Origin of the sequence: Streptomyces sp. NPDC048479, assembly GCF_040651435.1 — a bacterium.
Lineage (GTDB): Bacteria > Actinomycetota > Actinomycetes > Streptomycetales > Streptomycetaceae > Streptomyces.
The window spans coordinates 185,059-201,104 of the sequence record NZ_JBEZKA010000003.1 but is presented as its reverse complement, the minus strand read 5'-3'; the positions used below and the strand labels follow the sequence as shown (position 1 = coordinate 201,104).

Annotated in this window: 14 protein-coding genes; 6 read left to right on the top strand and 8 right to left on the bottom strand. The window is 71.0% G+C overall.

What is annotated here, in order from left to right:
- Positions 1-41: 41 nt before the first annotated feature.
- Together AB0D12_RS06195 and AB0D12_RS06190 are read right to left on the bottom strand one after the other, a co-directional pair.
- Positions 42-1,049 (bottom strand): endonuclease/exonuclease/phosphatase family protein, encoded by a 1,008-nt coding sequence (locus tag AB0D12_RS06195; protein WP_362678007.1) that lies wholly within the window; start codon positions 1,047-1,049, stop codon positions 42-44.
- Positions 1,050-1,165: 116 nt separating this feature from the next.
- Positions 1,166-1,948: a TetR/AcrR family transcriptional regulator C-terminal domain-containing protein gene (locus AB0D12_RS06190; protein ID WP_362677582.1), complete on the bottom strand. Its 783-nt coding sequence runs from the start codon at positions 1,946-1,948 to the stop codon at positions 1,166-1,168.
- 128 nt (positions 1,949-2,076) lie between these two features.
- Between AB0D12_RS06190 and AB0D12_RS06185 the strand changes: the two genes are divergently transcribed.
- The gene (locus tag AB0D12_RS06185) at positions 2,077-2,262 is read left to right on the top strand and encodes a hypothetical protein (protein WP_362677580.1); all 186 of its coding nucleotides are present in this window, start codon (positions 2,077-2,079) and stop codon (positions 2,260-2,262) included.
- A gap of 132 nt (positions 2,263-2,394) precedes the next feature.
- Complete coding sequence (locus AB0D12_RS06180; RefSeq protein WP_362677578.1) at positions 2,395-3,204, top strand: MBL fold metallo-hydrolase; 810 nt, start codon at positions 2,395-2,397, stop codon at positions 3,202-3,204.
- 349 nt (positions 3,205-3,553) lie between these two features.
- Here the strand turns inward: AB0D12_RS06180 and AB0D12_RS06175 are convergent, their stop codons facing one another.
- Positions 3,554-3,949, bottom strand: coding sequence for an RNA-binding S4 domain-containing protein (locus AB0D12_RS06175; protein WP_362677576.1), 396 nt, complete (start codon positions 3,947-3,949; stop codon positions 3,554-3,556).
- A gap of 9 nt (positions 3,950-3,958) precedes the next feature.
- Positions 3,959-4,441, bottom strand: a complete 483-nt coding sequence (locus AB0D12_RS06170; protein WP_362677574.1) for a hypothetical protein — start codon at positions 4,439-4,441, stop codon at positions 3,959-3,961.
- Between the two features lie 223 nt (positions 4,442-4,664).
- On the opposite strand from AB0D12_RS06170, the gene AB0D12_RS06165 reads away from it, so the two are divergent.
- Together AB0D12_RS06165 and AB0D12_RS06160 are read left to right on the top strand one after the other, a co-directional pair.
- Positions 4,665-6,140: an APC family permease gene (locus AB0D12_RS06165; protein WP_362677572.1), complete on the top strand. Its 1,476-nt coding sequence runs from the start codon at positions 4,665-4,667 to the stop codon at positions 6,138-6,140.
- Positions 6,141-6,160: 20 nt separating this feature from the next.
- Positions 6,161-7,120: a hypothetical protein gene (locus tag AB0D12_RS06160; protein ID WP_362677570.1), complete on the top strand. Its 960-nt coding sequence runs from the start codon at positions 6,161-6,163 to the stop codon at positions 7,118-7,120.
- Between the two features lie 160 nt (positions 7,121-7,280).
- On the opposite strand, the gene AB0D12_RS06155 is transcribed toward AB0D12_RS06160, so the two are convergent.
- On the bottom strand, positions 7,281-9,356 hold the full coding sequence (locus AB0D12_RS06155; protein ID WP_362677568.1) for a PhoX family protein: 2,076 nt from the start codon (positions 9,354-9,356) through the stop codon (positions 7,281-7,283).
- Between the two features lie 318 nt (positions 9,357-9,674).
- Between AB0D12_RS06155 and AB0D12_RS06150 the strand changes: the two genes are divergently transcribed.
- The gene (locus AB0D12_RS06150) at positions 9,675-11,399 is read left to right on the top strand and encodes a VWA domain-containing protein (protein ID WP_362677566.1); all 1,725 of its coding nucleotides are present in this window, start codon (positions 9,675-9,677) and stop codon (positions 11,397-11,399) included.
- Here AB0D12_RS06150 and AB0D12_RS06145 read toward each other — a convergent pair.
- Both AB0D12_RS06145 and AB0D12_RS06140 read right to left on the bottom strand, forming a co-directional pair.
- A complete protein-coding gene (locus AB0D12_RS06145; protein ID WP_362678005.1) occupies positions 11,396-12,511 on the bottom strand; it encodes a HAMP domain-containing sensor histidine kinase in 1,116 nt (371 codons plus the stop codon). The genes AB0D12_RS06150 and AB0D12_RS06145 overlap by 4 nt on opposite strands.
- Positions 12,512-12,570: 59 nt before the next feature.
- Positions 12,571-13,224: a response regulator transcription factor gene (locus AB0D12_RS06140; protein ID WP_362677565.1), complete on the bottom strand. Its 654-nt coding sequence runs from the start codon at positions 13,222-13,224 to the stop codon at positions 12,571-12,573.
- A 184-nt stretch (positions 13,225-13,408) separates the two neighbouring features.
- Here AB0D12_RS06140 and metG point away from each other — a divergent pair, with 184 nt between their 5' ends.
- On the top strand, positions 13,409-15,025 hold the full coding sequence (gene metG / locus AB0D12_RS06135; RefSeq protein WP_362677563.1) for a methionine--tRNA ligase: 1,617 nt from the start codon (positions 13,409-13,411) through the stop codon (positions 15,023-15,025).
- 135 nt (positions 15,026-15,160) lie between these two features.
- Here the strand turns inward: metG and AB0D12_RS06130 are convergent, their stop codons facing one another.
- The gene (locus AB0D12_RS06130; protein ID WP_362677561.1) at positions 15,161-15,931 is read right to left on the bottom strand and encodes a L,D-transpeptidase family protein; all 771 of its coding nucleotides are present in this window, start codon (positions 15,929-15,931) and stop codon (positions 15,161-15,163) included.
- Positions 15,932-16,046 lie beyond the last annotated feature (115 nt).

Sequence of the window (16,046 nt, the reverse complement as noted above, 5' to 3'; positions counted from 1 at the left end):
CCCCCGGTATCACCACGTCCCACTCTCACCCGGGCGGCCGGTCAGCGCACGTCGTGCAGTTCGAGCTGGACGAGCAGCGACCGGTGGTCGGTGTCGGCCAGGTCCAGGAAGCGGGCCTTGCGCACCGAGAAGTCCTCGCTGATCAGCACATGGTCGATCTGGGCGCCCAGCGGCCGGCGGACGGCGGTCGGCCAGGACGGGGTGCGGGCGGCGCCCACGAGGGTGGCGCTGTCGCGCAGATCTCCGGCGTCGAGGATCCGGCGGAAGGCGGCGTGGTCCTGGGTGGCGTTGAAGTCACCGGCGACGAGGGCCGGCCGTCCCTTCACCCCGGCGGCGTACGTACGCAGCAGGCCGAGCTCCCGCTGCCAGTCGGCGACGCCGCTGGGGATGGGCGGCAGCGGGTGGGCGAGCTGGAGGTTCACGGTGCGGTCGCCGACGACGGCGACCGCACCGGGCATGGCGAGCGTGCCGTCGATGCCCGGAGCGGCGCGCAGCGGGAGCTTGCTGAGGATGGCCGAGCCACTGGCCGCGTAGCCCTCGACGACCTTGCGGTACGGATAGTCGCCGCGGGAGACCCTCGCCGCGAGCGCGTCCGTGCAGCTGGGATCGCATTCCTGGACGAACACCAGGTCGGGCCGCTCGCGGCGGATGGCGGCCAGCAGTCCCTCGGTGGCGTTGCCGAACTCGACGTTGGACGTGAGTACTTCGAGGCGCGCGACGACGGGCCCCGGCGGATCGTCGGTCAGCCCGGTGTCGTACGGCCTGACGAACCAGCCGGTGACGGCGAGCACCGCGGCCGCCCAGACCATGCCGGTGCGCCACCGCGCGAGGAGGGCCAGCAGCAGGGCGGCCCCGGCCGGCAGCAGCAGCCAGGGCAGGAAGGCGAGCAGCTGCGGCACCGGGGTGATGCCGTCGGCGTCCGCGACGCGGTAGCCGGCCACCACGCTCGGAACGATCAGCAGCAGGGCCGCCAGCCAGGCGGCGGCGCGCCGTGCGCCGGAGGGGCGGAAGGGGGCGTCCGGCTCGGCGGCCGGAGCCGCCGTCGAGATGGCGCTGTCCAAACCGGCCTCCCGGCGCGGGATGTTCCGACGGTCGAGTCACTCCACTGGTCAAGGACGTCAGTCTCGGCGATTTTGTTGCGGCTGTCGCGGCGATTCGCCGCAAGTCACCTGGGGACCTCGGGTCGCTCCGACTTCCCGGACTGCTCGGACCTCCTGGACTGCTCGGGCTTCCTGGGCTGCTCGGGGGCGTACTGGCGCAGCGCGTTGATCAGCAGCTCGAGCCCGAAGGTGAACTCCGCCTCGTGGTCGATCACCGCCAGCTTCGGCGCGAGCTTCGCCACCGCCGGGAACCCAGAGCCCTCGAGATACGCCGCGCGCGCCCGTACGACCGACTCCTCGTCCCCCTTGAAGCCGGGCGAATGGAACTCCCGCAGCAGTGAGCCGACCTGGAAGGCGATGAGCAGCCGCAGGGCGTGCACGGCGGCTGCCTCGTCGAAGCCGTGGTCGAGCAGGACGGAGAGAGAGCAGTTGATGGTCGGGAGCGCTCCGGGGGACGAGAGCTGGCGGGTGAGAACCAGCTCGCAGGCGCGCGGGTGGCGCAGTGACGAGCGACGGAAGGCGTGCGCGACCGAGCGGATGCCCTCCTCCCAGCCGCCGGGGGACCGCCGGGACAGCTGCATGTCCGTGGTGATGAACTCCGTGACCCCGTCGAGGACGTCCGACTTGCCGCCCACATGGTTGTAGAGCGACATCGCCTGGACGCCCAGGGTGGCGGCGATCCGGCGCATGGAGAGCGCGTCCACACCCTCGTTGTCGATGATCTGGAGCGCGGCGCTGACGATCCGTTCGCGGGACAACGGCTCGCGGCACAACGGCTCGCGGGATGACGGCCGGTGAGCCGATGTGCCGCGCTCCGTGGGTTGTTGACGGGTTCTTCCGTCAGACATCGGGGGGCTCCTGAGTGGGTTTCGCGGACTCTTGCCGTACTCCTTGACGACTTACAGCGTAAGTGCTTCGCTCGGTCCCGTACTTACGGCGTAAGTACGGGATATCCGGCCTGGGGGGCGCCCGCAAGATGACGAAGGAAGCGCGCGAGGCTCTCGTCCTCGAGCACAGGGAGAGCGAGAACCGGCCCGAGGTCGGCGACACACTGAGGACCTTCGGGCATCCGCGGTACGCGATCCTCGCCACCGGCCAGGTCTTCCACGGGCGCAACGGCGAGCAGTACGGCTTCCCGCCCGCCGGACGCGCCTTACGCTGACGGACACCGGCGATGTCCCTCTTCGAGGACGAGCAACTGGTCTGCGAGCGCGTCTGCTTCGACACCGCGACGATCCTCACCCAGCTCGGCCTCGCGACGACCCTTCCCCTCCCCGCGTAGCCGGAGCCTCGCATGTCTCAGCCCATCGTCCACCACCTCGACTGCGCCCCGATGCACCCGGTCGGCGGCGCCCCACTGGTCGCCCACTGCCTGCTGGTGGTGACGGGCAGCGGCCTCGTGCTGGTCGACACGGGTCTGGGCGCCGCGGATGTCTCGGACCCGCGGCGGCTCGGACCGTTCTTCCGGCGGACCATGCGGCCGACGCTGGATCTGTCGCGTACGGCGGTCCACCAGATCCGGGCGCTGGGCTACGACCCGTACGACGTACAGGACATCGTCATCACCCATCTCGACCAGGACCACGCCGGAGGTCTCGCGGACTTCCCCCACGCGCGGGTCCATGTGATGGCCGACGAGTACCGGGCGGCGATGCGCCGCGAGACACGTCTCGACTCCAGCCGCTATGTCCCGGCGCAGTGGGCGCACGGTCCGCAGTGGGTTGTCCACGACACGGCGGACTCCAACTGGCACGGCTTCGCCGCGGCGCGGGTGCTGCGCTCGCCGGACATCCTGATGGTGCCGCTGCCGGGGCACACCCGGGGCCACTGCGCGGTGGCCGTGCAGGAGCCGGCGCGGTGGCTGCTGCACGCGGGCGACGCGTACTTCTTCCACGGCGAGATCGACCAGCGCCGGCCTCGCTGCCCGCGCGCGATGACGCTGCATCAGCGGCTGGTCGCGGAGAACCACGCCGAGCGGCTGACGCAGCTGGAGCGGCTGCGGGAGCTGCGACGTGCGGACCCGAGGCTGATCCGGATCTTCTCGTCGCACGACGCGCACGAGTTCGCGCAGTTCAGCGCAGAAAGGCTCGGTCGTGTGCACTGATGCGGGCGCAGGGCACGGGCGCGAGGAGCGCGGGCGGGCGCGGCTGGGGCATGGGGGGACGTTAGCGGGCCAGGTCGGGGTGCGGGGATTCGTTTCGGGCGCCGGGGCCCTCTGGCTCGGGCCACTGCGTGCTGAGCTTGACCTGCCGAAAAGCGCTGGCGCCGTGGGCGGCGGTGCTCGACTATCACCCGTACTTTGGCTGAGGGGGCGTTGTGACCGGTATGAATCCGATGGATCTTGTGCTGCTCGCCGACGATGAGGGGAACAGCGTCAGGATCACAGTTCTTGGCCAGCACCCGAGAGTGCCTGACGGGCTTGCCGCCGAGATCATTGTGGACACCCCCTTGACCTACGGCTTCGGGAGACCGCCCTGGAGGCGTTCCATTTCGCGGCGGTCTCGCTTGGTCGGGCGGCCCGCGCCCCTCTCCCGCACCGCCACCGGCGCCACGAACTCCCTCGGCGGTGGCGGCGGGCTGTTGTCCACGTAGCACTGGGCCGCCACCGGTGGGCCCACCCGCTTGCGGATGATCTTCGAGATCACCACCAGCCGCTCCCGGCCCGCATGAAACAGCCGCACCTGGTCACCGGAACGCACCAGGTGCGCCGGCTTGACCCGTTCACCGTTCACGCGGACATGGCCGGCCCGGCACGCCGACGCCGCCTGGGAGCGGGTCTTCGTGAGCCGGACCGACCAGATCCACGCGTCGACCCGTACGGTGCCCTCGTCCGAAACCTCTGCAGCCATGTACCGACTCTACGATTCCGCCCGCGCCGCCCGCACCGGCAATACCTTGAGCGCCCGCCACGCCGGGACCAGCGTCGCCGAAAGCGCCGGCGTCAGCGCCGTGCCCACCACCGTGCCGTAGATCCACAGCGGTCCCGACGGCAGCCAGCTGTCCGCTGCCGCGTGCGCGAAGGGCACGAGAGTCGTTGCCGTGGCCACCGTGCCGAGCAGCACCCCGACCAGCGCGGCGTCCAGCGGCACCCTCTCCGCCAGGACGACCCGCTCGCTCTTCTTCTCCGGGTCGCCGGGGTGCAGTTCGTACGACCGGTCGCCGACCACGACCAGTGAGGCACCGGCCAGCCGCTCCGGCGGGACGTTGTTGCGGATGCCGGTCTCCAGCAGTCCTCCGCAGGCCAGCACGATCACCGTTCCGAAGAAGAGCGCGACGAAGGTGGCGAGGAAGCCACCTTTCCGGAACCGCAGCGTGCGGAGCGCGAGCCTCATCATGTCCATGGCTTGACGCTACGGAGCGCGAGAGTACCGGCCCATGACGTCACCCCAGCCTCTTGTGGATGGGGGCAGCCCCACCCCCTCACCACACCGCGTACATCCGACTACGATGCGCACGTTCTCCCATTACGGAGGCCTTCACTCCGGAGCGGGCGTTCGTTTCTTACCTGCCGACATATGTCGTGCGGCACAAGGGCATTCGCCCCATGGGCACTGGGAGAATTCCATGCGCAGCAGCTCCGGCAGAGGGCTTCAGCCCAACGTCCTCAACACGTTCGACACCATCGTGATGGCCGTCGCGGGCAGCGCTCCCGCCTACTCGATCGCCGCCACCACCGCCGTACTCGTCGCCTCCGTCGGTCTCGCCGGACCTGCCGCGCTGCTGTACTGCGCCATACCGATGCTCGGCATCGTCCTGGCCTTCCGCAGGCTCGGCCGGATCGACATCAACGCCGGCGCCAGCTACTCCTGGGTGGGCCGCACCCTCCACCCCTTCCTCGGGTTCCTGTCCGGCTGGGCGCTGGTCGTCTCCGCGACGATATTCATGGTGGCCGGTTCGCTGCCGGCCGGCGCGATGACGCTCGCGCTCTTCGATCCGTCCCTCGCCGAGAACACCGTCCTCGCGACGGCCGTCGGTGCGGCCTGGTTCCTGGCGATGCTGCTGGTCGTCCTGGGCGGCGCGCGGCTGACCGTACGCGCGCAGCTGCTGATGTCCGGCGTCGAGCTGGCGATCCTGCTGTTCTTCATCCTCGCCGCGCTGCTGCACAACGGCACCGCGGCCGCCTTCGACTGGTCCTGGCTCGGCTTCTCGCACTTCGACGGAGCCTCCGGCTTCGCGTCGGGCGCGCTGATCGCGACCTTCTACTACTGGGGCTGGGACGTCACCAGCAACCTCAGCGAGGAGACCCGCAACAGCCGCCGTACGGCCGGTCTCGCGGCGCTTGTCGGAGTCGGCGTCGTCTTCCTCCTCTTCGAGGCGTACACGGTCGCGGTGAACGTGACCCTGACCGCCGAGGACATCCGGGCCGGCGGCTCCAATGTGCTGGGCGCACTCGGCGAGGCGATCTGGCCGGGCGTCGGCGGGAAACTGCTGGTCGTGGCGGTGCTGCTGTCCACAGTCGCCACGCTCGAGACCACTCTGATCCAGGTCACGCGCTCGCTGTTCGCGATGGGCAGGGACCGTTCCATGCCGGCCGCGCTCGGCACGGTGCACCACCGGTGGAACACCCCGTGGGTGGCGATCGCCGTCGTGGGAGCGGTGGCTCTCGCCATGTTCGTGGCCTCCACCGCGCTCGGCTCGGTCGGCGATGTACTGGCCGCTGCCGTCGCCGCCATCGGCCTGCAAATCGCGTTCTACTACGGTCTTGCGGGAATCGCGGCCGTCGTCGCGTACCGCAGAACACTCCTGACGTCGGTACGGGACTTCGTCCTCGGCGGCGCCTGGCCGCTGCTCGGCGCGCTCTTCATGCTCTGGATCTTCTTCGAGTCGCTGGGCGAGCTGAGCGCGGCGTCGACAGGGATCGGCCTCGGTGGTCTCGCCGTCGGTCTGGTGCCGATGATCGTGTACTGGCGGCAGGGCAGTGCGTACTACCGTCCCGCCCGGCTGGACGCGGCGCTGGCCATGGAGACACGGGAGAGTGACGCCGGCTCCGCCTCCCGGCACCCCGACTACGCCGACAAGTCGCTGGCCACGGACTTCTGAGCAGTAGGGAAGTGCCGCAGATGGCTGCACGCCGCCGCTTCGTCCCCGATTTCGACCCCGCGTTCGGGGACCGCCCACTCACCGAGGCCCTGCACGACATGGTCATCGGCCGCTGGCAGGGCGTACGTGACCTGCTGCGCGCCACCGGCGACGACTGGCCGCTGCGTACGCACCGGCTGCGGCTGCTCGCACACGCGGCGGCCGACTCATCGGCCGTGGAGAACTGGCGGGCGGCGGAGCCCGGCGACCCGGACGTGGCGGTGCTGCGGGCGGCGACGGAGGTCGTACGGGTCTTCCACCACGCGATCGAGCAGGGCCGCGGCGCCGGTCTCGACCAGGCACGGCTCGATGTGGCGGTGATGGCCTGCCTGGGCGCGGCCGACGCCCGCCCGGCCGACCCCATGCCGTGGGTGTCGCTGCTTACGGTGGCGCGGCTGTACGAGGAGGGCATTCAGCGGCGCGAACTGCGGCGCTGGTGGGACGAGTTGCGCCGCCGCGACCCGTACAACATCGAGGGCCATGTGCAGCTGCTGCGCTACTACTCGGCACGCTGGCACGGCACGCACGGCACGATGTACGACTTCGCCAGGGACGCGGCGGGCGCGGCGCCTCCCGGGTCGCCGCTGCCGGTGCTGGTGCAGATCGCGCGGGTGGAGGAGTACCGCTATGTCGCCGAGGGCGCGCGCGGCCGGGCGCCGGTGCGGGACTTCGGGCGGCACTGGCACCACGAGCTGGCGGTGACGGAGGTACGGCGCACCTGGGACCGCTGGATCGTCGGGCGGGCACTGGGCCCGGCGGCGCCGGAGGAGATCGGTGAGCTGAACTGTCTGACGCACGCGGCCTGTTACGCGGGGCTGAACGACGAGGCCCGGCAGCTGTTCGAACTACTGGGGAGGCGGGCGGCGCGGGTGCCGTGGTCGTACACGGGAGACGCGGAGGAGCAGTTCACCCGGTTCCGGCGCGGGGCGGGCGTGCACTGACGGGCCGCCGCGGGGCGAAAGCCGGGCGCGTGACAGCCGAGAGGTGAAGCCGAGGGGTGAAGCCGAGGGGTAAAGCCGAGGGGTAAAGCCGAGGGGTAAAGGAGCACGAGGTGGCGCGCACAGGTGCGCACCACCTCGTGATCAAGTTCCGGGCCTACGGTCAGACGCCGATGTCCCGGCCGTCCTTGCGCCAGACGGCGACGACCGACGGACGGACGATCTTGCCCGGTCCGTCGGGCCACACGCTCGCGGGCTTCTCGACGGACGCACCGTCGACCTCGCCCGGGTGCTGGACCGCGACCAGGACACGACGGTCCTGGACGAGCGGTCCACAGGTCTCGGCGCCGGTCGGCACGGTCAGGAACTGCTTGAGCTCACCGCGCCGCTCGCCCCGGGTCGCGACGGCGAACAGGCCGTCGTGGGAGCCCAGTTGGTTGCCGTCCGTGGAGATCCACAGATTGCCGTGCGGGTCGAAGGCGACATTGTCCGGGCAGGAGATGGGGCTGACCTTCTCCTTCGGGAAGCCCGAGAAGTAGGTGGCGGGGTCATTGGGGTCGCCCGCGACCAGAAAGAGCCGCCAGGAGAAACTGTCGCCGGCCGGGTCGTCCCAGTGCTCGGCGAGCTCCAGGATCTGGCCGTGCTTGTTGAGGTTGCGCGGGTTGGCCTCGTCAGCGGCGGCCTTGCCGGGCTTGCCGCGGTCGACGTTGTTGGTCAGCGCGATGTAGACACGGCCGGTGCGCGGGGACGGCTCGACGTCCTCGGGGCGGTCCATCTTGGTCGCGCCCACCTTGTCGCCGGCGAGGCGGGTGAAGACGTACACCTCCTCGGCGGTCATCCCGGGAACGTGGGACGTGTCGCCGGTGGCCAGCGGAATCCACTGTCCGCCGCCGTCGAACTCGCCGTCGTTCGGGAGCTTGCCGGTGCCGTCGATCTCCGCGGCCGGGCTGTCGCCGGTCAGCTTGGCCACGTAGAGCGTGCCCTCGTCGAGCAGGGTGAGGTTGTGCTCGCGCGCGGCCCGGCTCGAACCCTTCTTCATCCGCTTCGACGACACGAACTTGTAGAAGTAGTCGAAGCGCTCGTCGTCACCCATGTAGACGACGGGGCGGCCGTCGTCGGTCAGCCGCGGCTGCGCGGCCTCGTGCTTGAAGCGGCCCAGCGCGGTGCGCTTGCGGGGCGTGAAATCGGGGTCGTACGGATCGAGCTCGACGACCCAGCCGAAGCGGTGCGGCTCGTTGGGCTCCTGCGCCACGTCGAAGCGCTTGTCGAAACGCTCCCACTTGCGCTCGGTGGCGCCGGCTGCGATGCCGTACCGCTTGTCCGTGGCGCTCGACCCGTTGGCGAAGTACTGGTTGAAGTTCTCCTCGCCGTGCAGCGTGGTGCCCCACGGCGTGGTGCCGCCGGCGCAGTTGTTGAGCGTGCCGAGCACCTTGGTGCCGGTCCGGTCGGCGCTCGTACGCAGCAGGGGGCTGCCGGCGGCCGGTCCGGTGACCTTGAACTCGCTGGTCGCGGTGAGGCGGCGGTTGAGCGGGTGGCGGGTGACCGGGGTGAGCTTGCCGCTGCGGTGCTCCTCCTGGACCACGACGACGGACAGGCCGTGCGCGGCCCAGGCGATCTCGGCCTGCTCGCGGGTCGGGTTCAGCGGGTCGTAGCCCCGGAACATCAGGATCTCGTCGGTGTACTCGTGGTTGGCGACGAGGACCTGGCGACCGCGCTCGCCGCGGAGGGGGAGCAGGCTCAGGAAGTCGTTGTTGTAGCCGAACTGGCCCGCCTGCGCCTTGGCGGTCTGCTTGTCGGCGTCGAAGGCGGGGGCGCCGCGGAGGATCGGCTCGCCCCAGCGGATGACGACGTTCTGGGAGTAGCCGTCGGGGACGGTTACCTGGTCGTCCTTGTTGGGCGCGACGGCGGCGAAGCGGAGACCGCGGGCGCCGTCGGTCTTGGAGCCGTGTCCGTTCCCGAGGCGTTCGTCGGCGCCGAGGGGCGCGGCGGTGGCCTGGGCCCCGCCACCCGTCCCGATGACGGTCGCGGTGCCGGCGGCAGCGGCGACGGTCACGACGGCGGCGGCGCGCATCATCGAACGTCTCGAGAGCGCGCTCGCTATGACATCGCCGACATACTCGTTGTCGCTGGTGTTCGGCACCTCGTGGAAACAGGCGTCGCCGCAGCGGTACCGGCAGGTGAGAGCGGAACGCCCGCCCGCGTGGGGGTTGGTGTTCAACAGCGGCAGCAGTTTGCGCACTTCGTCCTCCTACGGCGCACCCTGCGCCGACATGGTGTCGGAATATGTCCGGCCGTGACACTAGGTGCGCGTGTGTGCAACCCGGCAGCCGTGAAGTGAACGGGGGATGAATCCGGCGCGGCCGAGGCCCGGTTGGGCGGGCGGACGGGGGCCGGGCGGGCGGCGTTGGCGGTGGACTCGGAGCGCTGAGCCGCCCCTGCCGTAGATCGCCGCGGGCGGCGGCTAACCTTACGTGTCCGCCCTGGCCAGGACACCCCGTGGACCCCCGGCCCAAGCGCGGACAATCACCGCACTCAACTCATGCGAAAGGCCTCGCCCATGGGCATTCGGAGCTTGCTGCGCAAGGTGTTTGGACGCGACCGTTCGGAGCGTAACGAGTCGACGACAGCCTCCGTCCCGCCCCAGACCGAGCGTACGGAACCGGCCACCGCGACGGTGCCGGCCCCGTCGCCGGCGGAGCGCGCGGCGGACCTGGTCTCGGCGGCCTTCGACAACCAGTCCTCGCGGGGCCGTACGTCGGTCCCGGCCCAGTCCGCTCCGGAACAGCCGCCGGTACCGGCGGCTGCCGAGCCGGAGCCCGCGGCTGCGGAGTCGGCCGTGGTGGAGCCCGCGTCCGCCGCGGCGGAGGGCGCTCCGGCGGAGTCGGATTCGGCGACCGCCGCGGCGGAGTCGGCCGCCGAGCCTGTCGTGGCGACGGAGCCCGTGAGCGAGCCGCAGGCCGAGCCCGAGGCCGCATGCGCGGAGGCCGCTGCCCCGGCCGAGGAGACCGCGGCTCCCGCATCCGCAGAGGCGGAGACCGCTCCGGCCGAGCGCGAGATCGAGGCCCCTGCCGGCGCCCCGGCGAAGAGCGCAGCCGCGGAGATCCCGGCTCCCGCCGAGCCCGTGGCGGCAGCGGCTCCCAAGGCCGACAACGAGCCCGCAGCCGCCGAGGACATCTCGGCTTCCGCAGAGCCGGAAGCCGAGACGGCGCCGGAGGCAGCCACGTCGGCCGAGCCCGAGGCGGACGACGCCAAGGCCCCGGCCGACCCGGGGACCGCGCCCGAGCTCACCGCCGACGCCGAGCCCGAGTCCGCCGAGGCGGCGGAACCCGCCAAGGCCCCGTCAGACGACAAGGCCGCCGCTGCGGCCGAGCTGGGAGCCGACACCGCGCCTGCGCCGAAGGCGGCGGCTGCCGTCGAGCCCGAGGTCGGCACCGAGACTCCGGCAGAGCCGGTAACGGTGACCGAGCCCGTCGCACAGGCAGAGGCTCCGGCCGAGCCCGAGGCGGCGGAGCCCGCCAAGGCCCCGGCGGACGACAAGGCCGCCGTCGCCCCGGAGCCCGTCGCCGCGACCGCCGACGCCGCGCCGCAGGCGGGCACCGTGCCCGACACCACCAACTCCCCGAAGGCACCCGCCCACTCCCTCGCCCAGGTCAAGGCCCGCGCCCCCGAACTCGTCGAGGCGTACAAGGCCGCCGGTGCCGTGCTCAAGAAGCAGGGACTCGCCGGGGCCCGGGCGCGGGTGTATCTCGTGCTGGACCGGTCCGGGTCCATGCGGCCGTACTACAAGGACGGCAGCGCACAGCGGCTCGGGGAGCAGGCTCTCGCGCTCGCCGCGCACCTGAACGGCGACGCCACCGTCAGCGTCGTCTTCTTCTCGACCGAGATCGACGGCACCGGTGAGCTCACGCTCGACGCGTACGAAGGAAGGGTCGACGAGCTCCACAGCTCTCTCGGCCGGATGGGGCGTACGAACTACCACCTCGCCGTGGAAGAGGTCCTCGCCCTGCATGCCAAGGCGGACACCGACGCACCCGCGTTCGTGATCTTCCAGACCGACGGCGCGCCCGAGTCCAAGACGGCCGCCACCGCCGCCCTCGCCGAGGCCGCCGACAAGCCGGTCTTCTGGCAGTTCGTCGCGTTCGGCGAGCACGACGCGAAGGCCTTCGACTACCTCCGCAAGCTCCAGTCCGAGAACGCCTCGTTCTTCCACGCCGGGCCCGCACCCCGCGAGCTCCCCGACGCCGACCTCTACCAGGGGCTCCTCGCCACCTGGCGCGACTAAGTCGTCGGCAGCGTCACGGTGACGGCCAGGCCGCCCTCAGGGCCCGGCTCGGCCGTCACCGTGCCGCCGTGGGCCTCCGCTATCGACCGTACGATCGACAGCCCCAGCCCCGCCCCCGGCCCCATCCGGTCGCGGCCCTCGCCCCGCCGGAAGGGCTCGAAGAGCGCCGGGACGTCCGCCTCCGCGATGACGGGACCGGTGTTCCGCACCGTCAGCACCCCGTCCTCGACGGACACGTCGACCGTCCCGTCCGGCACGTTGTACGCGACGGCGTTGGCCAGCAGGTTGCCCGCCAGCTGCGCCAGGAGCATCCGGTTCCCCCGTACGACCCCGCCCGCTCCGGCCGCTCCACCCGCTCCACCCGAGGACACCGCCGCCTTCACCTCGTGCCGCGCCGCCTCCTCCGCCACGACCTCCCCCAGGTCGACGTCCTCCCGCTCCGCCAGCCCCCGCTCGCTCCGCGCCAGCGTGAGCAGCCCCTCGATGAGCCGCTCGCTGCGCCGGTTGTTGTCGAGCAACACCGTCTTCGTACGGGCCAGCTCCTCCGCCGAGGCGGACTCGTCGAGGCCCACCTGGATCGCCGTGCGCTGCGTCGCCAGCGGCGTCCGCAGCTCGTGCGAGGCGTTCGCGATGAACCTCCGCTGGCTGTCGAACGCCCTCTCCAGTCGCGCCAGCAGCGCGTCCAGCGTGTCGCCGAGCTCCTTCAGCTCGTCGTCGGGACCGCTCGCCCCGATCCGCTCGTGCAGCGTCCGCTCCGACAGCCGCCGCGCCTTCGCCGTCATCGCGTGCACGGGCCGCAGCACCCGCCCCGCCGTCCACCACCCCACCACGACCGCGCACAGCGCCGTCCCCAGCAGCGCGAACACCGACCAGATCAGCATCTGCTGCCCCGCCGCGTCCCGGACGCTGTCGGTCAGCTGGTAGACCGTCACCCCGCGCACGTCCGTCACCGGCAGCGCGGGAACGGCGCGCTGCCTGATCGCCGCGACCTCGTTCTCCGTACCGGCGCGGGAGAGCAGATTCACGATCCCCAGCAGACAGCCGCCGAGGACCAGGAAGACAGCGCCGTAGACGAGCGCGATCCGCGTACGGATCGTCGAGCCGGGACCGATCGCCGCGCTGTTCCGTTCTCCCCCGGCGCTGACGCCCCCGGCCGCCTCGCGTGCGTCGCTCACAGCCCGTACCCCACACCCTGCACCGTACGGATCAGGGCCGGCTCCCCGAGCTTGGCCCGCAGCTTGCTCATACAGACCCGGACCGCGCCCGTGAACGGATCCGTGTGGGCGTCCCACGCGCGCTCCAGCAGCTCTTCCGCCGAGACCGTCGCCCCGTCCGCCTCCAGCAGGATCTGCAGTACGGAGAACTCCTTCGGCGACAGATCGAGATCCCGCCCGTCCCGCTCGGCCGTCCTGCGCACGGTGTCCACCCGTACCCCGTGCCGCTCCAGCTGCGGCGGCACCGGCCGCGCGCTGCGCCGCCGCAGCGCGCGCACCCGCGAGACCAGTTCGGGAAACTCGAAGGGCTTGCCCAGATAGTCGTCCGCGCCGAGGTCCAGACCCTCCACCCGGTCCTCCATGGACGCGGACGCGGTCAGCATCAGGATCCGGGTGCGGGAGGCGGTGGCGACCAGCTCACGCGCCACTTCGTCCCCGTGCACCCGCGGCAGATCGCGGTCCAGGACCACGACGTCGTAGTCGTGCAGTCCGAGATACGCGAGCGCGGCGTCACCGCTGTACACGGTGTCGACGGCGAATCCGGCCCGACGCAGCCCGATGGCGACCAGCTCGGCCAGGACCTCCTCGTCCTCGGCGACCAGTACCCGCATATTGCCGTCCCCCCGCCCGTCCCCTTGCCCGTCCCCTTGCTCTTCCCCCTGCACCCGCTGCGCCCGCCTCTCCTCCCAGGATGCGCCTTTTTACGGGACGAGATGTTTCGCAGACGTCTCCGCCCACGGGCCCGCCCGCCTATCGAGGTGAGTGGACCTTCCGCGGGCCGATAGGATTTCGACCATGGCGGCCACTGGATCCGAGAAGCAGGGGGCGAAGGCGTACTACGTCTCGACCCCCATTTACTACGTCAACGACGCTCCTCACCTGGGCCACGCCTACACGACCGTCGCAGGCGACGTGCTCACACGCTGGCACCGTCAGCGCGGCGAGAAGGTGTGGTACCTCACCGGCACGGACGAGCACGGTCAGAAGATCATGCGTACTGCCGAGGCGAACAACGTCACGCCCCAGGAGTGGTGCGACAAGCTCGTGGAGGAGGCCTGGAAGCCCCTCTGGGAGCACCTGAACATCGCGAACGACGACTTCATCCGTACGACGGAGAAGCGGCATACGGACCGTGTGCAGGAGTTCGTGCAGGATCTGTACGACAAGGACGAGATCTACAAGGGCGGGTACGAAGGCCCGTACTGCGTGGGCTGCGAGGAGTACAAGCTCCCCGGTGACCTGATCGACGGCGAGGGCGACTTCGCCGGGCAGAAGCTCTGCCCGATCCACAAGAAGCCGGTGGAGATCCTCAAGGAGGAGAACTACTTCTTCAAGCTCAGCGAGTACGGACCGAAGCTGCTGGAGTTCTACGAGGCCAACCCAGGCTTCATCCAGCCCGAGTCCGCGCGCAACGAGGTCGTGAACTTCGTGAAGCAGGGACTGCAGGACCTCTCCATCTCGCGCTCGACGTTCGACTGGGGCGTCCCGGTGCCGTGGGACGAGAAGCACGTGATCTACGTGTGGATCGACGCGCTGCTGAACTACGCCACGGCTGTCGGCTACAACGAGAACCCGGCGAAGTTCGAAGAGACCTTCCCCGCCGATGTGCACCTGGTCGGCAAGGACATCCTGCGCTTCCACGCGATCATCTGGCCGGCGATGCTGATGGCGAACGGCCTGCCGGTGCCGGGTCGCGTCGCCGCGAACGGCTGGCTGATGGTCGGCGGCGAGAAGATGTCGAAGTCGAACCTCACGGGCATCAAGCCGCAGGATCTGACCTCGCACTTCGGCGTGGACGCGTACCGCTGGTACTTCCTCCGCGCGATCGCGTTCGGCCAGGACGGCTCGTTCTCCTGGGAGGACTTCACCGCCCGCTACACCTCGGAGCTCGCCAACGACTACGGCAACCTCGCCTCGCGCGTCGCGGCCATGGTCGGCAAGTACTTCGACGGCGTGCTGCCGGAGGCGACGGCGGCCGGCGAGGCGGAGAAGGCGGTCCAGGAGGGCCTGGCCAAGGCGGTCGCCGAGGCCGACCGGAAGATCGGCGACGAGCTGGACTTCCAGGGCGGCATCCTGGCTGTCTTCGACTTCGTGAAGCAGGTCAACGGCTACATCACGGAGCAGGAGCCGTGGAAGGTCGCCAAGGACGAGTCCGAGGAGGGCCAGGCCCGCCTCGCGACGATCCTGTACATGGCCGCCGAGTCGCTGCGCGGGGTCGCGGTGCTGCTCAACCCGGTCATGCCGGAGACCTCGCAGCGCCTGTGGGACTCGCTCGGCGCGGAGGCCCCGCTGGGCGCCCTCGCGGACCAGCAGGTCCAGCACGCGGGCGAGTGGGGCAAGCTGTCGGCGGGCGCGACGGTGACGAAGGGCGCGGTGCTGTTCCCGCGTCTGGAGGAGCCGAAGAAGGCGTAGTGCGTGAAGGGCGGGCCCGGGAGATCATCCCCGGGCCCGTCCTTTCCCGTTTCTGCCCCCAGTCGCCCGGCGGCCGCACTCCAGCCCCGCCCGCAACCGGGGTTCGGGAGGGCGGAGCCCCGGTGCACGTACGCCTCAGCGGCCCAACCCCGTCAGGTCACCCATCACCACCACCGGCCGCTTCGCCGGGTCCAGCCACTGCAGCAGCTCCTTCATGCGGGCCCTCGGCAGCGCGACACAGCCCTGCGTGGGCCCGCCGTGGTCGACGTGGATCCAGATGCCGCCGCCCTTCTCCGAGCCCAGCGGCCGGGTCCAGTCCAGCGGGGTGTTCCCCGGCTCGCGGTTGTAGTTGATGGCCACGACATAGTCGAACGACCCCTCGAGCGGCTCCCCCTCGAAGCCGGTGCCGGGCGCGTCGAAGGCGGGCCCTTCGTCGTACGGGAGCTTCGTGCCCGGGTTGGGCAGCATGCCGCCCGCGTCCGTGAGGCCGAAGACCCCGATCGGCGAGCGATGGTCGGCCGTGTGATGGTCGTCGGTCCAGCCGAGGAGCGCGTTGTGCGCCGGCCACGGCTCTGAAACGGGCTTCCAGCCCCGCACAGGATCACGCTCGTAGAGCGTGACGACGGACTTGTTGGAGTCGGGGTCGTCGCCGACCACCACGACCGCCTGCTTGTTCGCTGCGGTGATCTTGGCGCGGATCTTCGGTCCGAGGGCGGGGATGACCTGCGCCCGGGAGAGCTGCGCCTGGGCGCCGGAGCGCGCGTTGGGGCCCAACTTGGCGGCGTCGCCCGTGGACCTCTTCGCGGCCGCGGGCGCTGTGTCGCCGGGATCGCCCGCGCAGCCGGTGAGCAGCAGACCGGCGACGGCAAACGCGACCGCCGGGAACGGTCCTGTGCGGAGGGACATGTGCGGGCCTTTCAGTTCGAGAGCTGGATGTGCTGCTTCGGAGGCGGGGTGGGAGCGACCTCGGCCCCGGCGGCATTGAAGCGGACATATAGGATCATCTGTCGTGTTTCGACCA

Excerpts from the sequence above, each read along its gene's own strand:
- AB0D12_RS06130 (WP_362677561.1), bottom strand. The coding sequence starts at position 15,931 with ATGTCCCTCCGCACAGGACCGTTCCCGGCGGTCGCGTTTGCCGTCGCC.
- AB0D12_RS06165 (WP_362677572.1), top strand. The coding sequence starts at position 4,665 with ATGCGCAGCAGCTCCGGCAGAGGGCTTCAGCCCAACGTCCTCAACACG.
- metG (WP_362677563.1), top strand. The coding sequence starts at position 13,409 with ATGGCGGCCACTGGATCCGAGAAGCAGGGGGCGAAGGCGTACTACGTC.
- AB0D12_RS06185 (WP_362677580.1), top strand. The coding sequence starts at position 2,077 with ATGACGAAGGAAGCGCGCGAGGCTCTCGTCCTCGAGCACAGGGAGAGC.
- AB0D12_RS06190 (WP_362677582.1), bottom strand. The coding sequence starts at position 1,948 with ATGTCTGACGGAAGAACCCGTCAACAACCCACGGAGCGCGGCACATCG.
- AB0D12_RS06160 (WP_362677570.1), top strand. The coding sequence starts at position 6,161 with ATGGCTGCACGCCGCCGCTTCGTCCCCGATTTCGACCCCGCGTTCGGG.
- AB0D12_RS06180 (WP_362677578.1), top strand. The coding sequence starts at position 2,395 with ATGTCTCAGCCCATCGTCCACCACCTCGACTGCGCCCCGATGCACCCG.
- AB0D12_RS06140 (WP_362677565.1), bottom strand. The coding sequence starts at position 13,224 with ATGCGGGTACTGGTCGCCGAGGACGAGGAGGTCCTGGCCGAGCTGGTC.
- AB0D12_RS06170 (WP_362677574.1), bottom strand. The coding sequence starts at position 4,441 with ATGGACATGATGAGGCTCGCGCTCCGCACGCTGCGGTTCCGGAAAGGT.
- AB0D12_RS06175 (WP_362677576.1), bottom strand. The coding sequence starts at position 3,949 with ATGGCTGCAGAGGTTTCGGACGAGGGCACCGTACGGGTCGACGCGTGG.
- AB0D12_RS06150 (WP_362677566.1), top strand. The coding sequence starts at position 9,675 with ATGGGCATTCGGAGCTTGCTGCGCAAGGTGTTTGGACGCGACCGTTCG.